The sequence below is a fragment of the Pseudoclavibacter sp. RFBI5 genome, from assembly GCF_002931395.1.
In the GTDB taxonomy this organism is placed as follows: domain Bacteria; phylum Actinomycetota; class Actinomycetes; order Actinomycetales; family Microbacteriaceae; genus Pseudoclavibacter.
On record NZ_PSYA01000013.1, the window covers coordinates 251,318 to 265,488 of the forward strand.

Genomic DNA, 14,171 nt, shown 5'->3' on the forward strand with positions numbered 1-14,171 from the left:
AGCATGAGCAACCACGGCATGACTCCGACCCCGACCGGCAGTGCACCGCTCACCGAGCAACCCGCGACCGGCAGCAGCAGACTCACGTACGACCATGCGCTGAGCCCGATCGGCCGCGGCAAGGGATGGTGGAGGGGGCTCCTCTTCATCGCGTTCCTCGTCGTCGGCTTCTTCATCAGCTCCATGACCATCGGCGGTCTCGGGATCCTGATCTCGACATTGACCGGGGAGATCAGCCAGCAGCAGCTCATGGACGCCGTCGAGAGCGGCATCGTCCCCATGACACCCGCGATCTTCGTGACGAACAACCTGGCGCTCGCGGCGCTCCTCCCGCTGGCGTACCTCGGCCAGCGGATGCTCTTCGGCGTCCGGCCGGGCACCATCTCGTCGGTCACGGGCCGCTTCCGGTGGGCGTGGTTCCGCAAGCTCGCCCTGGTCATCGTCCCGGTCTTCGCGGTCTACTCGGCTGGGCTGTTCCTGCTCGAGCCAGCCGAGGTCAACATCGACGGCACGGCGATGCTCATGCTCGTGTTCGTGCTGCTGACGACGCCCTTCCAGGCCGCGTCGGAAGAGTACGTGGCGCGCGGCGGCTTCCAGCGCGCGGCCGGCTCCTGGTTCGCCTCACCGCAGCTCTCCTTCATCATCGGCACCGCGGTCTCCGCGACGCTGTTCTGCCTCGCCCACGGGGCTGGCGACTGGTGGCTCATCGGGTACTACTTCTTCTTCGGCGTCATCATGTCGGTCACCGTCAAGTACACGGGTGGGCTCGAGAGCGCCGTGCTCATCCACGCGGCCAACAACGTCATGCTGTTCATCCCCTCCGTGCTCACGGGGCAGCTCAGCGAGGGCATCGACCGCTCGGAGGGTGCGGGTGGCCCGATCATGCTCCTCCCTGCCGCGTTCCTCGCGATCGTCGCGGCGTTTGTCATCTGGCGTGCCAAGAAGGAAGACGTCGAGACGACGACTGCGCCGCTCGTGACCGCCAAGCAGCGCAAGGAGGAAGCGGCGCGCGCCGCCTACGAGCTCTACGCGCAGCAGCAGGCGCAGCTCGCCCAGCAGGCCGCGCAGCAGCCGATGCAGACCTACGGCGACGCAGCCGGCCAGGCACCGCCGCAGCGCGACGGACAGGCGCCGAACCACGGTCAGCAGCAGTCGGACTGGGCGCCGCCAGCCGATACGAACCGGGGACGCGAGTAGCGCCCGCCGCTCTGCTCGACTGGCTGGGCGCGACGAAGCCCCTCGAGATGGACCCAGTGTCCATCCGAGGGGCTTCGTCGCAGCAGTGTCGGGGGCCCGCCGCAGGATCGGTCAGCGTGCGTCGAACGCCGCTTTCGCCTCGACCGCGAGGCTCGGTTCGCGGAACACGGCGAGTGCAGTCGCGGCGAGCATGGCCGCGCCGTCCGCGATGGTCGCAGCGGCGTTCGGGCCGCCCGCGGCTGCCGCGAACTCGCGCGTGTGCGCAACTCCGTCCGGGATGAGCTGGATCATCGGGTGGATCGACGGCACGACGTGGCTGACGTTGCCCATGTCGGTGGAGCCCGTTATGGGCTCCTCGCCCACTTCACGGCCCAGGCGATCGAAGGCCGAATGGGCGATGTCCGCCAGCACGGGGTTCGAGATGAGCGAGTAGTAGGCGGGCGTGTTCTCCTCGATCAGCACCGTGCACCCGGTTGCGATCGCGGCCCCCTCGAAGCAGGCGCGGACCCTCGGCACGACGTTCTCGAGCAGGTGGTCGCGCTCGGCCGCGCGGATGAAGATCCGCAGCGCCGTGCGCTCCGGGATGATGTTGGGCGCCTGGCCGCCATCCGTGACGATGGCGTGCACTCGGGCGTCGTCCGTGAGCTGCTGGCGGAGCAGCCCGATGGCGGTCAGCGACAGCGTGGAGGCGTCGAGCGCGTTGATGCCCGTCTCGGGGCTCGCCGCAGCGTGGCTGGCGCGCCCCGTGAACGTGACGTCGAGTGCCACTCGGGAGAGCGTGGAGCCGCCCACGGTGTTGGTGGCCCCCGGGTGCACCATGATCGCGAGGTCGATGCCGTCCAGCACGCCGCCCTCGATCATGGGCACCTTTCCTGCCGCACCCTCCTCGCCGGGGCTGCCGATCACGACGACGTGGGCGGGAGTGCCGGGGGCGGCGGTCAGGGCGTCCTTGAGCAGGATGCCCGCGCCGAGTCCGCTCGCCGCGATGATGTTGTGGCCGCACGCGTGCCCGATGCCCTCGAGGGCGTCGTACTCGCAGAACACGGCGATCGTGGGGGTGTCCTCACCCGCATCCGGGGTCGACCAGCGGCCCACGAAGGCCGTGTCGAGGCCGGCGAAGCCACGCTCGAGGGCGAAACCCGCCAACTCGAGCTCGGACGTGAGCCTCGCTGCGGCGTGCACCTCGGTGAAGCGGATCTCGGGGTTCGCGTGCAGGTCGGCGGCGACGTCGACCAGCAGGGGCAGTCGCGCTGGCAGCTGCGCGCTCAGCTCGTCGACGATGGCGGGGACGTTGTCCGTTCGGATGCTTGTGCTGGTGTTCATATGCGGTGTTCCTCCACTGGGTGGGATCGGGGTTCTGGGAGATCGGCTGCGGTCGGTCGGCATCAGCCGCCCATCATGAGGCTGTGTCCGGGGCCGACCGGCAGGTCGAAGATGCCCCACACGAGGAGCTGCAGGAGCCAGACGCCCCAGATCGCGATCGTGAACGGCATGACGAGGCTGAACAGGGTGCCGAGGCCTCCCTTCGGCGCCCACTTCTGCATGAGGCCGAGCACCACGGGCAGCATCGGGTTCATCGGCACGAGCGGGTTCGACGCGGAGTCCGTGATGCGGAACGCAGCCTGCACGTAGGCGGGGTCGACGCCGTTGAGCATGAACATCGGCACGAAGATGGGTGCGAGGAGCGTCCACAGTGCGGAGCCGCTGGCGAGGAGCAGCGCGGGGAGGAAGACGAAGACGCTGAAGATCATCAGGCCGCCGATGCCGCCGAGCCCCGTCGCCTCCATCGCGGTGGCGCCGCCCGTCGCGATGAGGAGGCCGAGCTTCGACCAGGAGAACCATGCGATGGCCTGAGCGGCCGTGAAGATGACGACGATGAACGGGACGAGCTCCTTCACCGCGTCCGTCATCATGCTCGGCACCTGCCCCCAGGTCGTGAGCGTGCCGGAGGCGATGCCGTAGCTGACCCCGCCGATGAGGAACATGAGCAGGATGAAGATCGGGATGCTCGACATGAACGGGGAGCGGAGGATCTCGCCGCCCTCGCCCTGCAGCGCGGAGCCGGGCAGCAGCAGGAGCGTCGCCAGGATGGCCAGGTAGGTGACGATCGCGACCGCGGCGACCAGGAGCGCGCGCCGCTCCCTGGCGGTCACGGGCTGCGGGTCGGCGTCAGGCGTGAGTGCGCTCGGCAGAGCGTCGGTGTTGGGCACGAAGGTGCCGAGCTTCGGCTCGAGGAAGCGCTGGCAGACGAACGTGATGACCACGGAGAGGATGACCGTCGAGGTCGCGAAGAAGTAGTAGTTCGCGACCACGGACACCTCGGCGCCAGGGTCGACGATCTGCGCGGCGCTCGTCGTGATTCCCGACATGAGCACGTCCGTGCCGGCTGGCACGATGTTGGCGCTGAACCCGGCCACGACGGCGGCGTAGGAGGTGATGAAGCCTGCGAGCGGGTGCCTGCCCGCGGCGAGGAACGCCGCCGCTGCGAGTGGGGGGAGGATCACCATGGCCGAGTCGGAGGCGAGGTTGCCCATGAGGCTCACGAACACGACGACGAAGGTCACCGACCACTTCGGGGCCGAGAGCACCGTCGCTCGCATGAAGGTGCTCAGGAGGCCGGTGCGCTCGGCGACGCCGATGCCCAGCATGACGGTGATGATGAGGCCGAACGGCGGGAACGTGACGAAGTTCTCGATCGCGCTCGAGACCGCGTACACGAGGCCATCCGGTGACAGGATGCTCTGGATCGGCACGATCTCGTCGGTGGCCGGGTCGAGCGTCGTCGCGCCGAGGCCCGCGGCGATGGCGGATGCGACGGCGACGAGGCCGGCGAGGATGAGGAAGAGGTAGAACGGATGCGGGAGGCGGTTGCCGACGCGCTCAACGCCGCGCAGCATCCTTCCGCTGAGTCCTGGCGCCTCCGCGAGCGTGAGCTCCGTGGTGTCAGTCCGAGGCATGTGCACTCCGATGTTCGAGGGGACTTCGTTGTCCTGAGTGTTGAGATTCTGCTTTACGGTCCTGTTACGACGGCTGTTCTGAGTTGGAATTGGGTCCAAGATGTTCGATATGGATCTTGAGCCGGTTGAAGTCGCACCCGCGTTGTCCGAAACGGACCTGGCGCTCATCGACGTCATGCAGGAGGACCCCCGCGCGCCGTGGGCGCAGATCGGGAAGTCCCTCGGCGTCAGCGCGCCCACGGCTCGGCGCCGTTGGGAGCGACTGCACGCGGCGGACTCCGCGTGGGTCACGACGCACGTCGGATGGAACTCCGGAGTGGTGACGGCCATCATCGCCGTGCAGTGTCGGCCGGGGACCGTCGAGACGGTCGTCGAGGCGCTCGTCTCGCATCCGCGCGTCGTCACCATCGCCGGCATCACGGGAGATCACGACCTCATGCTGACCGTGCTCGTGCCGAACGTGCAGGAGCTTCGACGCTTCCTCCGAGTGGGTCTCACCTCTCGCGGCGACGTCGTGCGGATGCGCTCCATGCTCGTGACTCGCATGTTCCTCGATGGCTCGCACTGGCGCTCGGGGCTCGGCGGAGCCCCGCGAACTGTCGAGGCTCGCGATGGCGGCTCCTCGGCCCCTTCGCCGAGTCCCGCGCTCGCGACGGCGATCAGCGTCCTTGAGCGCGACGGCCGAGCGCCGAGCAGCGAGCTGGCATCGGCACTCGGCGTCTCGGAAGCTCACGCCAGGAGGTTCGTGCACCGCGCCGTGCGGTCCGGACACATCGTGCAGCGCATCGACGTGCAGCTCGAGCAGCCACGCTGGCCCTATTCGCTCGTGCTGTGGATGGTCGTGCCGGCCGGCCGCCTCTACAGCGCCGCAGTCCGCATCAGCCAGCGCCAGTCGGTGCGTGCCTGCGCGGCGCTCGCGGGAGGCAGCGCCAACCTGTACGCCATCGTCTGGCTGAGCTCACTCGCAGAGGCGCCGGACGTGGAGATGCAGATCGTGCAGGACGGTGACGTGCGCGTCGTCGAGCGCAGCATCATGCTCCACTACAGCAAGCGCATGGGGCACGTCTTCGACAGCGAGCAGCGCAGGACCGGTCACGTGCCGTGGGTCGCCGGGGCGGTTACGTGAGCGCCGCGAAGCGCTCCACATCGGAGGCCGAGCCGGACACGATCACGAGGTCGTGGTTCGAGACCACCGTGTCCGCCATCGCGTAGGTGAAGGGCTTGCCCGGGCTCTTCACCCCGACGACCGTCACCCGGTACTTCGTGCGAACGCCGGACTCCATGAGGGGGACGCCCCGGATCGCCTTCGGCGGGTAGAGCTTCACGAGCACGAAGTCGTCATCGAACTGGATGAAGTCGAGCATGCGCCCCGAGAGCAGGTGCGCGATGCGCTCGCCAGCCTCCCGCTCCGGGTAGATGACGTGGTGCGCGCCGATGCGTCCCAGGATCTTGCCGTGTGTCGCCGACATCGCCTTCGCCCAGATCTGCGGCACCTTCAGGTCGGAGAGGTTCGCCGTGACGAGCACGCTCGACTCGAGCGACGTGCCGACGGCGACGACGGCGACGGCGAACTCGTGCGCGCCGATCTGCCGCAGGGCTTCGATGTTCCGTGCATCCGCCTGCACGGCATGCGTCACCCGCTCCGCCCACTTCTGGACGAGTCCCTCGTCGGTGTCGACCGCGAGCACCTCGCGGCCCTGACGCTGCAGCTGGCCCGCGGTCGCAGCGCCGAACCGGCCGAGGCCGATGACGAGCACCGGCGCATTGTGTGGAATCGGCTCACCCAACGATGATCCTTTCTTCGGGCAGCCTGAACAGCTGCTTGTGCTCGCTGGAAGCGAGCGCGGCGGCCATGGTGACCGTGCCCACGCGGCCGAGCCACATGGTGATGGAGAGAATGTACGCGCCCTGCTCTGGCAGGTCCCCGGTGAGCCCCGTCGAGAGGCCGCAGGTGGCGAATGCGCTGATCGCCTCGAAGATCGCCTCGTCGAAGGGCACCGAGGCGAAGTGCATGAGGGAGATCGAGGAGACCGCCACGATCGTCGCCCCCCAGAGCGTCACGCTGACGGCGAGGCGCAGCACATCGTTCGGGATGCGGCGGCCGAACGCCTGGATGTCGTTGACGCCCTTCGCCTCGGCGAAGGCCGCGAGGAAGAGGATCGCGAGCGTCGTCACCTTGATGCCACCCGCCGTGGACGCGCTGCCGCCACCCACGAACATGAGCATCTGCATGGCGAGCATGGTGGCGGGGTCGGCGTCGGCGAGGTCGATCGTGGAGAAGCCGCCGGAGCGGGTCATGGCAGACATGAAGCCAGAGGTCACCGGCCGGAACCATGGGTCCTGCGCGCCGATCGTCTGGGGGTTGTCGCCCTCGAGGAAGTAGATCGCGACCGCGCCGAGCACGAAGAGCAGCACGGTCGTCGAGAGGGTCAGCTTCACGTGCACCGAGATGCGCTGCTTCGTCTTCACCCAGCGAGTGAGAGCGAAGATGACGGGGAAGCCGAGGCTGCCGAGGAAGACGGCCGTCGCGAGGCACGTGAGCATCCACACATCCGTCGCGAAGGGCGCTATGCCGCTGCTCGTCGGCATGAACCCCGTGTTGGTGAACGCCGACGTCGCCCAGAAGAAGCCGTCGAGGATCGCGTCCCAGAGCGGCTCGCCCGCGATCAGGAGGCGAGGGATGATGAGCATCGCGATGATCGTCTCGATGATGACGAGCGAGATCGCGACGGTCGCGAGGATCCCGCCGATGTCGCCCAGCTTCACCGCCTGCGACTCGGAGACGGGGCCGGCGTGCGTGCGCAGCGCGTTGCTGTCGCTCGCCGCGACGAGCTTCTGCCGCAGTCCGAGGCGCCGCGTGACGATCGCGCCCATGATGCTCGCGAGCGTCAGCACTCCGATGGCTCCGACCTGCATGCCGAGCCACACCATGAAGTGGCCGAAGCCCGACCAGTGGGTGGCCATGTCGACCACGGAGAGGCCCGTGACGCAGATCGTGGAGACGGCGGTGAAGAGCGCCTCGTGGAACGGAGTCATGGTTCCGTCGGCCGAGGAGATCGGCAGCATGTAGATCGTCGTCCAGAGCAGGATGATGCTCGTGAAGATGATGACCGCGAACCGGGACGGCGTGTGGTGGGCGAAGTCGTCGATCTTCCGGCCGACGGCCGCGACGATGCGCCGCAGCAGCCCATCCGTGTCCACGGGTGCGGGGATGCTCGAGGCCCGCGGAGTGCGCATCCCATCCCCAATTCACTGCACCGTCGACGACGCCGCGCGTGCGCGAGGCGTCGGTCATGCTACTCCTCGCGGGTGGAATCGCGAATCCGTGGCACCGCATGATTCGCTCTGGACCTTGTTTCTGCAGTGCTCTGGGCCATAAGGTGTTCAATTGACACTCACTTCACTTCCGTAACGCGCGGATCATCTGTCACCTTGGAGCTGCAACACATGGCAAACGACCTGTCTGATGTGCGGTTCCTGACCGTTGCCGAGGTGGCAGAACTCATGCGGGTCTCGAAGATGACGGTGTACCGACTCGTGCACTCCGGTGAACTTCCCGCGGTGCGCTTCGGCCGCTCGTTCCGGGTGCCGGAGTCGGCGGTCTCCGAGGCCATCAAGCAGTCCGGCCGCGGAGATGAGCTCGACCAGCACACTGCCTGAGTTCCGCTGGACACAGGGTTACCGGCAGGTGACGTGTAAGCTGACGCGAGCGATGCCGCAGCCCACCGCTGCGCACACCTCGTACTTGTAGATAAAGGATGTTCCTATGGGTTCAGTAGTCAAGAAGCGCCGCAAGCGCATGGCGAAGAAGAAGCACCGCAAGCTGCTTCGCAAGACTCGCCACCAGCGTCGCAACAAGAAGTAGTCGCGACGACGCAGAGCGCCGGGCCCTCGGGTCAGGCGTTTTCTGCGTTAAGGCGCCGGTTCGCCGGTCGAGTGCTCGACCGGCGGTGACCTGCGCGCCTGCCGTCTCGGGGCACTCGTCTGCGAGACTCGAGGCATGACGGATGCGCGCGTTCCGAAGGTCACCTTCCTGGGCAAGCCGGGCTGTCACCTGTGCGAGCAGGCTGAGCCGGTGGTGCGGGAGGTGACGGCCCGTCACGGCGCCGCGCTGTCGGTGCTCAGCATCCTCGACGATGAGGCCCTGCAGCGGCAGTACGGCGAGCTCATCCCGGTCGTCCTCGTCGACGGGGTGCAGCATTCGCAGTGGTTCGTGGAGGCCCAGCGGCTGGATGTCGCGCTCGCGGCTGCGTCCCGCACGTAGGAGCTGCCGGTCGCTGCCAGGGCACTCAGCGAGCGCCGGCGGTCTCGGTGCTCACCCGGCAGAGGACGTCGCCGAGCCGCAGCTGCGCGCCGTCGGGGACGCGGTAGACGACGCCCGGCTCGAACGTCGAGGTGCGTCTCCCGCTGAGGTGCACGCCGTGTGTCGAGTGGTAGTCGGTGACGAGGATGCGGCCCGCGTGGTCGACGTCGACGAGCGCGTGGGTGCGGGAGACCGTGCTGTCTCGGCTGTCGACGCGAACCGGGATGCGGCCGTCGACGGGCGACGGGTTGCGGCCCAGCGCCGCGCTGCCCGAGAGGACCGCGCGTGAGCTGTCGTCGAACTCGATGACGAGGGCTCGGGGCGACGGCAGCGGTCGCGCAGACGCGCGACCCGCCCCCTGCTGCCTGGATCTCTCTCGGGATCTTCGGGAGAGCGTGGGCGATGGTGCGAGCGGCTGTGGCTGTGGCTGTGGCAGCGGCGCTTCTCGACGGAGCTCGCGTCTGCCGGTCCGTCGACGCTCGCCCGCACCGTCCTCCGCGGGAACCGCCCTCGCTGCTCTGGTCGAAGTCTCGGCGCTGCGACTCAGCGGTTCCAGGGCGCCGCACTCCTGGCACCGCGTCTCGGCGGCGCTCGAGGTGCAGCCGCACGCGCGACACGTGCCGGTCACCACCACCGGCGCTGGCAGGTCCGGCTCGGTGCGGCCTGGCCCGTCCTCGGCGTCTCCGGGCTCAGCGGCGCCAGACGGATGCACCACCAGCGCACGCATCCGGTCGCGCTCGTGCAGCTCGAGTCGGACGGGGCGTGCGATCGTCTGCGCGATGCGCGTGCACCGCGCGACGATGTCGGCGCGTGCCGCTTCGCGATCCGACGCGGAGATCCGGTGCACCACGGAGTTCCAGGACAGCTCCCCCTGGCCCTCGACTCCGAGCCGCGCGGTGATCCGCGGCCAGCGGGGCACCGCCATGCCGGGCTCCACTGGGTCGGGCCGTCGCCTCCTCGCCATCAGAAGCTCACCCCGCGGGACGCCAGGAACGGGAGGGGATCGACGCGACTGCCGTCGACGACCACCTCGAAGTGGAGGTGGCAGCCGGTCGACTGCCCGCTGGTGCCGGTGATGCCGATCTGCTGCCCCGCCGCGATCGTGGCTCCGACCCCGACGAGGTAGCCGTCCGCCTCCATGTGCAGGTACTTGGTGATGAGCCCCCCGCCGTGGTCGACGACGATCGTCCCGTTGCCGGAGCTGTCCGGTTCGGCCTCGATGACGGTGCCCGACTGCGCGGCCCAGATCTGGCCCCCGCAGCCGCCGGCGGCGAGGTCGATGCCGTTGTGCATCCGCCACTCGAGGTCGGTCGGGTGGAACCTGTTGCCGAACGTGTCGGTGATGCCGCCCAGACCGGGAGCTGCCCAGCCGCCCGGGCTCACCGCCGTGCGGCTGCCGCCGTCAGGGGTGGCTGCTCCTGCTCCCGCCGCGCCGCATCCATCGCCATCCGAGCCGATCGCGCTGGCACCGGAAGCGAGTGCTCCGTCGCCGAGGCCCGTGCTGGACGCGCTGATCGTCTCGCTGACTGCGACGGCTGCCTGCCAGTACTTCGAGTAGTGCGCCGGATCAGCGTTGCCCTGCACGCGGTGAGCTGCCTCGGAGGGGGTGAGCGCGTCTCGCTCGGTCACCGCGAGCAGTGCTGCGAAGAAGTGGTCCGCGCTGATGCGCGGGTCCATCCTGTCGGAGTAGCTGCCCCATGCGCCGTTGTCGCGCTGCTGGAACAGGCCACGTGAATCAGGGCCAGCCTCGTCGCCGTGGTCGATGACCAGCAGTGTCGATTCGCCGATCGCGGTCATGACGCCGATGACCTGATCGCGCGTGCCGAGTCCAGCCGCGCGGCCCGCCAGCAGGATATGGGCCGCATTCGACAGCTGCGCGCCGGCGAACTCGACCTCATCTGCGCCGATCATGGTGCTCACCTCGAGCGCTGCCGCGGCAGTCGGCTCGGCCTCCACGCCCACGCTCGACTTCGCCTCGGGTCCATCGTCGGAGAAGACGCCCGGCAACGGGAAGTCGGGCGTCGCGCAGGCGGCCACACCCACGAGCGCGGTGCTCGCGATGGCCGCGACCACGAGCGCGCCGAGCAGCAGACCTGGAGTGAGCAGGACCGCGATCGCAACGCCCCACCAGAGGCCGTTCCGGGTGCTCACGAGCTCGACTCCTTGGCCGTGATCTCGGCGACGAGCCAGGGCCCGGAGCTGCCATCGCGCACGAGCAGCAGGCGGTAGGAGCCCGACTCGGTCGGTGCGGTGACGTGAGCCAGGTACCCGCTCGTGTGGCGCTCGAGGTGCGTCGCGGCGGTCAGGGAGGCTCCGGGGATGGTGGCAGGGTCGACCGAGCTCAGCGCGGCCATCGCCGACGCCGTGAGATGCGGTTCCAGCGCTTCGAGCCAGGCGCGTCGTTGGGTCTTGCGGCTGAGGTAGGCCTCCATGGCGGCAGATGCGACGGCCAGAGCCTCCGCATCCGAGGCCTCGTCGTGCGTCGGAGACGGCCCAGGGAGGTGCGTGTCGACGTGCTCATCCTGCGGTCCGCGGGCGAGCTGCGTCGGCACCGATGGCGAAGCTGGAGCGGTGGCTGGAGCGTGCCTCGGTACCTCGGCGGGCGAGCAGCCGCTCACGCCTGCGCTCACACCGAGGGCCATGGCGGCAAGCCCGGCGACAGCGATTCTTCGGCGCATGGAGCACCCCCTTCTCGCCGCAGACCGGCTGCGGCGAGGACCAATCTAGGTGGCTCGGGAGGCCCCAGATCGTGGCTGTGGATAACTCCTCGCAGCCCCCTCGACCGTGCGTAGAGTCCATTCCTGTACCGAGCCGGTGCACACGCCGACGAACCGTCTGAGGTCGTCGACCTGCCGGCTCATGTCCCCGGTGGGTCCACGGCGAGCTGACTCGAGCGCTCGCGGTTCGACTGCCCGGCGACGGCTCGAGCCCGCCGTGAGCGGGGCTGCCCTTCATCGCGCGTTCCCGCGTTCATCTCGACAGGAGACCACCGACCATGACGATCGCCGCACTCACCGACCTGCTGCTCGACGCATCAGCGCACCTCACGACGCTCCCCGACCCCGACCCCGTGCAGCCTCCAGGCACCGAGGGGCTCACGACGCTGCTCGGCTGGGTGAAGTGGATCGGTCTCGCCGTGTGCGTCCTGGGCCTCATCGCGGCCGGCACGATGATGGCGATCCAGTCACGCAGAGGCGAGGGCGGCGAGCACGCGGGGAAGATCGGCATGGCGCTTGGCGGCGTCATCATCATCTCGGCGGCGACCAGCCTCGTCGGCTTCTTCGTCTGATGCGGGGAGGGCGAGCATCATGCCGAGCGGCGGATCGTTCCAACGGCGGTCAGCGCAGCGCCGGAGGGCTTCCTCCGGGAGCCGGCCAGGGTTCATCGTCGCCGCGCTGGGCGTCGCCCTGCTTGTCGTGGCCGGCGTCGTGGTCTCCATCCAAGCCGCCTTCGGTGGCGGCACATCCGGAGGCGAGATGACGGTGGGCGACGGCCAGCGGGCATCCGCTTCGGCGGGTGCCACGCCTGCGGGTCCCGAGCCCGGGCCCGGTGAAGCCGGCGTGGTCGCGGCCGCCTCGCCGAGCAGCTGCGGGCTGCGCGAACCGGAGCAGACCTCACCGCCTCCCGCCGACAGGCAGCTCCTGATCGCACCGGCGACCAGCTGGCGCGACGTCGACGTCAACCTGGCACCGAGCTCACCGGAAGCGGGCCCGGCGGCATTGCACGAGGACGGCTTCGGATACTGCTTCCAACGTTCAGCCGAGGGGGCGCTGTTCGCCGCCGCGAACTTTCTCGTGCAGTCGAACACTCCCGCGCTTCGAGCGCCGCTCCTCGACTACGCACTCGCCGCAGGCCAGCATCGGGAGTCCTTGCTCGCCGATTCGGGCTCGGGAGGCTCCGGCGTGCGACTCCAGATCGTGGGCTACCGGTTGCTTGCGTTCGACGGTGGCACCGCGCGCGTCGACGTCGCCCAGCGTGTGAGCGTCGACGGGACGACCAGCTTCATCGCCGCCGTCATCGACCTCGTCTGGGTCGACGGCGACTGGCGCATTCCGAGCGATGAGCCTGCTCCGGTGCGCCTGCAGTCGCTTGGCGACGTCGGCGGCTACGTGAGATGGAGCGCCTGATGGCCGACTGCGGACTCATGGACTTCGAGTGCTACTCCAAGGAGATCGCCTCGACGGTGTGGACTCGAACACGGGAAGCCCTCCAGAACGACATCAACGAGTGGATGGCCGAGCAGCTCTCGACTCTCGGCACGATGTGGGTCGACGTCCCGACGCCCGACCTCGGCACGACCGGCGCGCCCTCTGGCACGGCGCCGGCAGCGCCGACGGGCGACATCGAGACCCACCTCGGGACCGTCCTCGGCTACGTGAGCTGGATCTCGGGCACCGTCGCGGTCATCGGACTCGTCTTCCTGGCCGTCATGGTGGGGCTGCGCATCCGCTCAGGCGACGGCGTCCCCTTCCACGGACGCTTGTTCGCGGTGCTCGCTGGCGGGGTGCTCATCGCGGGAGCTTCGTCGCTCGTGTCGGCCCTCATCCCCACGGCCCCAGCGGCGGCGACCAACACTGCGACGTTCCTGCAGTCGTCGACGTGGTGGCTGGCTGGGGTCTGCGCGATCGTGTCGGTCATGATCGGCGGTGCTCGCATGGCCTGGGAGCAGCGCGCGAGGCCAGGGCAGGAGCTGCTGAAGAGCCTCCTCACACTGGTGGTCGTCGCCAGCGTCGGCCTCACGATCGTGTGGCTGCTCGTCCGTGCCGGCGATTCGTTCTCGACCTGGATCATCGACGAGTCGCTCGAATGCGACCTCGACGGAACACCGAACTGCTTCAAGGACAACGTCGGTGTGATGCTCGGAACCTCGATCGCCGGTGTCGCCGGCGCAGCAGGCGGGACTGCCGGTCCCGCCGCGTTCTCCGGGGTCGTGAACGGCCTCTTCATCGGGGTCATCGTCGGCCTCGTTTCCGTCGTCCAGGTGCTCCTCATGATCGTGCGAGGGGGGATGCTCGTGATCCTCGCCGGAATCCTCCCGCTGGCGGCCTCGGCGACGAACACCGAGCTCGGCCGGGGCTGGTTCCAGCGCTGCCTCGCCTGGCTCACCGCCTTCATCCTCTACAAGCCAGCCGCGGCGATCGTCTACGCCGCCGGATTTCGCATGACCGGGGCGGCCCCGAGCGCCGAGAGCGGCGCCGTGCTGACCACCTACACGGGGATCGTGATCCTCGTGCTCGCCATCGTCGCGCTCCCCGCGCTCATGCGATTCGTCACTCCCATGGTGGGCGCGATCGTCTCGAGTGGGGGCGGTGCCGCGATCGCCACCTCGGTCGCGGATCGGGTGCCAGAGGGCGCACGACCGAGGCCGGCCTCAGCACCCCAGGGGAGCAGCGTCCCGCGCGGCGGAGGGCGTGCCTCGACAGGCGGCGGCCCTGCGTCGCGCGGCTCAGGACCGAGCCCGCGGGCGGTGCCCGCTGCGGCGGGAACATCTGCGGCATCGCCGGGGAGCACACGCGCAGCCGCGTCGACGGGTACTGCCTCCGGCGGTGCGGCAGCCGCAGCGGGAGCAGGCAAGGCCCTCGCTGGGCCCTACGTCGCGGCAGCGATCGCAGGCGTTCAACCGTTGAAGAAAGCCGTCCAGTACGGCACTGACGCCGCGATCGCGGTCGCAGAACGGACAACAGGAGAGGACCCGAGCGGTGGTCGATAGCTCG

Annotated in this window: 15 protein-coding genes; 8 read left to right on the top strand and 7 right to left on the bottom strand. The window is 69.2% G+C overall.

Annotated elements, in window-relative coordinates:
• The first annotated feature begins 3 nt into the window (after window positions 1-3).
• Window positions 4-1,197, top strand: coding sequence for a CPBP family intramembrane glutamic endopeptidase (locus C5E06_RS16770; RefSeq protein WP_104307612.1), 1,194 nt, complete (start codon window positions 4-6; stop codon window positions 1,195-1,197).
• Window positions 1,198-1,308: 111 nt separating this feature from the next.
• Here C5E06_RS16770 and C5E06_RS16775 read toward each other — a convergent pair whose 3' ends face one another.
• Window positions 1,309-2,520, bottom strand: coding sequence for a M20 family metallopeptidase (locus tag C5E06_RS16775; protein ID WP_181063014.1), 1,212 nt, complete (start codon window positions 2,518-2,520; stop codon window positions 1,309-1,311).
• A 62-nt stretch (window positions 2,521-2,582) separates the two neighbouring features.
• A complete protein-coding gene (locus tag C5E06_RS16780) occupies window positions 2,583-4,154 on the bottom strand; it encodes an AbgT family transporter (protein ID WP_104243477.1) in 1,572 nt (523 codons plus the stop codon).
• Window positions 4,155-4,263: 109 nt separating this feature from the next.
• Here C5E06_RS16780 and C5E06_RS16785 point away from each other — a divergent pair, with 109 nt between their 5' ends.
• A complete protein-coding gene (locus tag C5E06_RS16785; protein ID WP_181063016.1) occupies window positions 4,264-5,280 on the top strand; it encodes an Lrp/AsnC family transcriptional regulator in 1,017 nt (338 codons plus the stop codon).
• On the opposite strand, the gene C5E06_RS16790 is transcribed toward C5E06_RS16785, so the two are convergent.
• Entirely contained in the window at window positions 5,273-5,941 is a 669-nt protein-coding gene (locus C5E06_RS16790; protein WP_068478414.1) for a TrkA family potassium uptake protein, read from the bottom strand. The genes C5E06_RS16785 and C5E06_RS16790 overlap by 8 nt on opposite strands.
• Window positions 5,934-7,391, bottom strand: coding sequence for a TrkH family potassium uptake protein (locus tag C5E06_RS16795; RefSeq protein ID WP_104307615.1), 1,458 nt, complete (start codon window positions 7,389-7,391; stop codon window positions 5,934-5,936). Before C5E06_RS16795 ends, C5E06_RS16790 begins: the two co-directional genes overlap by 8 nt.
• Window positions 7,392-7,601: 210 nt before the next feature.
• Between C5E06_RS16795 and C5E06_RS16800 the strand changes: the two genes are divergently transcribed.
• From C5E06_RS16800 to C5E06_RS16810, 3 genes are all read left to right on the top strand, one after another.
• The gene (locus tag C5E06_RS16800) at window positions 7,602-7,814 is read left to right on the top strand and encodes a helix-turn-helix domain-containing protein (protein ID WP_104243471.1); all 213 of its coding nucleotides are present in this window, start codon (window positions 7,602-7,604) and stop codon (window positions 7,812-7,814) included.
• A gap of 106 nt (window positions 7,815-7,920) precedes the next feature.
• Window positions 7,921-8,019, top strand: a complete 99-nt coding sequence (locus tag C5E06_RS16805) for a 30S ribosomal protein bS22 (RefSeq protein WP_082775156.1) — start codon at window positions 7,921-7,923, stop codon at window positions 8,017-8,019.
• A gap of 135 nt (window positions 8,020-8,154) precedes the next feature.
• Window positions 8,155-8,418: a glutaredoxin family protein gene (locus C5E06_RS16810; protein ID WP_104300462.1), complete on the top strand. Its 264-nt coding sequence runs from the start codon at window positions 8,155-8,157 to the stop codon at window positions 8,416-8,418.
• A gap of 25 nt (window positions 8,419-8,443) precedes the next feature.
• On the opposite strand, the gene C5E06_RS16815 is transcribed toward C5E06_RS16810, so the two are convergent.
• Genes C5E06_RS16815 through C5E06_RS16825 form a run of 3 tightly spaced genes read right to left on the bottom strand, consistent with a single transcriptional unit; the run spans window position 8,444 to window position 11,135 of the window.
• Window positions 8,444-9,382 (bottom strand): FHA domain-containing protein, encoded by a 939-nt coding sequence (locus C5E06_RS16815; RefSeq protein ID WP_104300464.1) that lies wholly within the window; start codon window positions 9,380-9,382, stop codon window positions 8,444-8,446.
• A 38-nt stretch (window positions 9,383-9,420) separates the two neighbouring features.
• On the bottom strand, window positions 9,421-10,608 hold the full coding sequence (locus C5E06_RS16820; protein WP_104307617.1) for a M23 family metallopeptidase: 1,188 nt from the start codon (window positions 10,606-10,608) through the stop codon (window positions 9,421-9,423).
• Window positions 10,605-11,135, bottom strand: a complete 531-nt coding sequence (locus C5E06_RS16825; RefSeq protein WP_146081411.1) for a hypothetical protein — start codon at window positions 11,133-11,135, stop codon at window positions 10,605-10,607. Before C5E06_RS16825 ends, C5E06_RS16820 begins: the two co-directional genes overlap by 4 nt.
• 317 nt (window positions 11,136-11,452) lie before the next feature.
• On the opposite strand from C5E06_RS16825, the gene C5E06_RS16830 reads away from it, so the two are divergent.
• From C5E06_RS16830 to C5E06_RS16840, 3 genes are read left to right on the top strand one after another with little or no spacing between them, the layout of a single operon-like run.
• On the top strand, window positions 11,453-11,746 hold the full coding sequence (locus tag C5E06_RS16830; RefSeq protein ID WP_104243463.1) for a hypothetical protein: 294 nt from the start codon (window positions 11,453-11,455) through the stop codon (window positions 11,744-11,746).
• 19 nt (window positions 11,747-11,765) lie between these two features.
• On the top strand, window positions 11,766-12,584 hold the full coding sequence (locus C5E06_RS16835) for a hypothetical protein (RefSeq protein ID WP_104307619.1): 819 nt from the start codon (window positions 11,766-11,768) through the stop codon (window positions 12,582-12,584).
• A complete protein-coding gene (locus C5E06_RS16840; RefSeq protein WP_104307620.1) occupies window positions 12,584-14,167 on the top strand; it encodes a hypothetical protein in 1,584 nt (527 codons plus the stop codon). The genes C5E06_RS16835 and C5E06_RS16840 overlap by 1 nt, the downstream gene beginning before the upstream one ends.
• The last annotated feature ends 4 nt before the right edge of the window (window positions 14,168-14,171 follow it).

Coding starts and splice junctions, on each gene's coding strand:
- C5E06_RS16805 (WP_082775156.1), top strand. CDS start 7,921: ATGGGTTCAGTAGTCAAGAAGCGCCGCAAGCGCATGGCGAAGAAGAAG.
- C5E06_RS16815 (WP_104300464.1), bottom strand. CDS start 9,382: ATGGCGGTGCCCCGCTGGCCGCGGATCACCGCGCGGCTCGGAGTCGAG.
- C5E06_RS16840 (WP_104307620.1), top strand. CDS start 12,584: ATGGCCGACTGCGGACTCATGGACTTCGAGTGCTACTCCAAGGAGATC.
- C5E06_RS16795 (WP_104307615.1), bottom strand. CDS start 7,391: ATGCGCACTCCGCGGGCCTCGAGCATCCCCGCACCCGTGGACACGGAT.
- C5E06_RS16780 (WP_104243477.1), bottom strand. CDS start 4,154: ATGCCTCGGACTGACACCACGGAGCTCACGCTCGCGGAGGCGCCAGGA.
- C5E06_RS16835 (WP_104307619.1), top strand. CDS start 11,766: ATGCCGAGCGGCGGATCGTTCCAACGGCGGTCAGCGCAGCGCCGGAGG.
- C5E06_RS16800 (WP_104243471.1), top strand. CDS start 7,602: ATGGCAAACGACCTGTCTGATGTGCGGTTCCTGACCGTTGCCGAGGTG.
- C5E06_RS16770 (WP_104307612.1), top strand. CDS start 4: ATGAGCAACCACGGCATGACTCCGACCCCGACCGGCAGTGCACCGCTC.
- C5E06_RS16810 (WP_104300462.1), top strand. CDS start 8,155: ATGACGGATGCGCGCGTTCCGAAGGTCACCTTCCTGGGCAAGCCGGGC.
- C5E06_RS16785 (WP_181063016.1), top strand. CDS start 4,264: ATGGATCTTGAGCCGGTTGAAGTCGCACCCGCGTTGTCCGAAACGGAC.
- C5E06_RS16825 (WP_146081411.1), bottom strand. CDS start 11,135: ATGCGCCGAAGAATCGCTGTCGCCGGGCTTGCCGCCATGGCCCTCGGT.
- C5E06_RS16830 (WP_104243463.1), top strand. CDS start 11,453: ATGACGATCGCCGCACTCACCGACCTGCTGCTCGACGCATCAGCGCAC.
- C5E06_RS16775 (WP_181063014.1), bottom strand. CDS start 2,520: ATGAACACCAGCACAAGCATCCGAACGGACAACGTCCCCGCCATCGTC.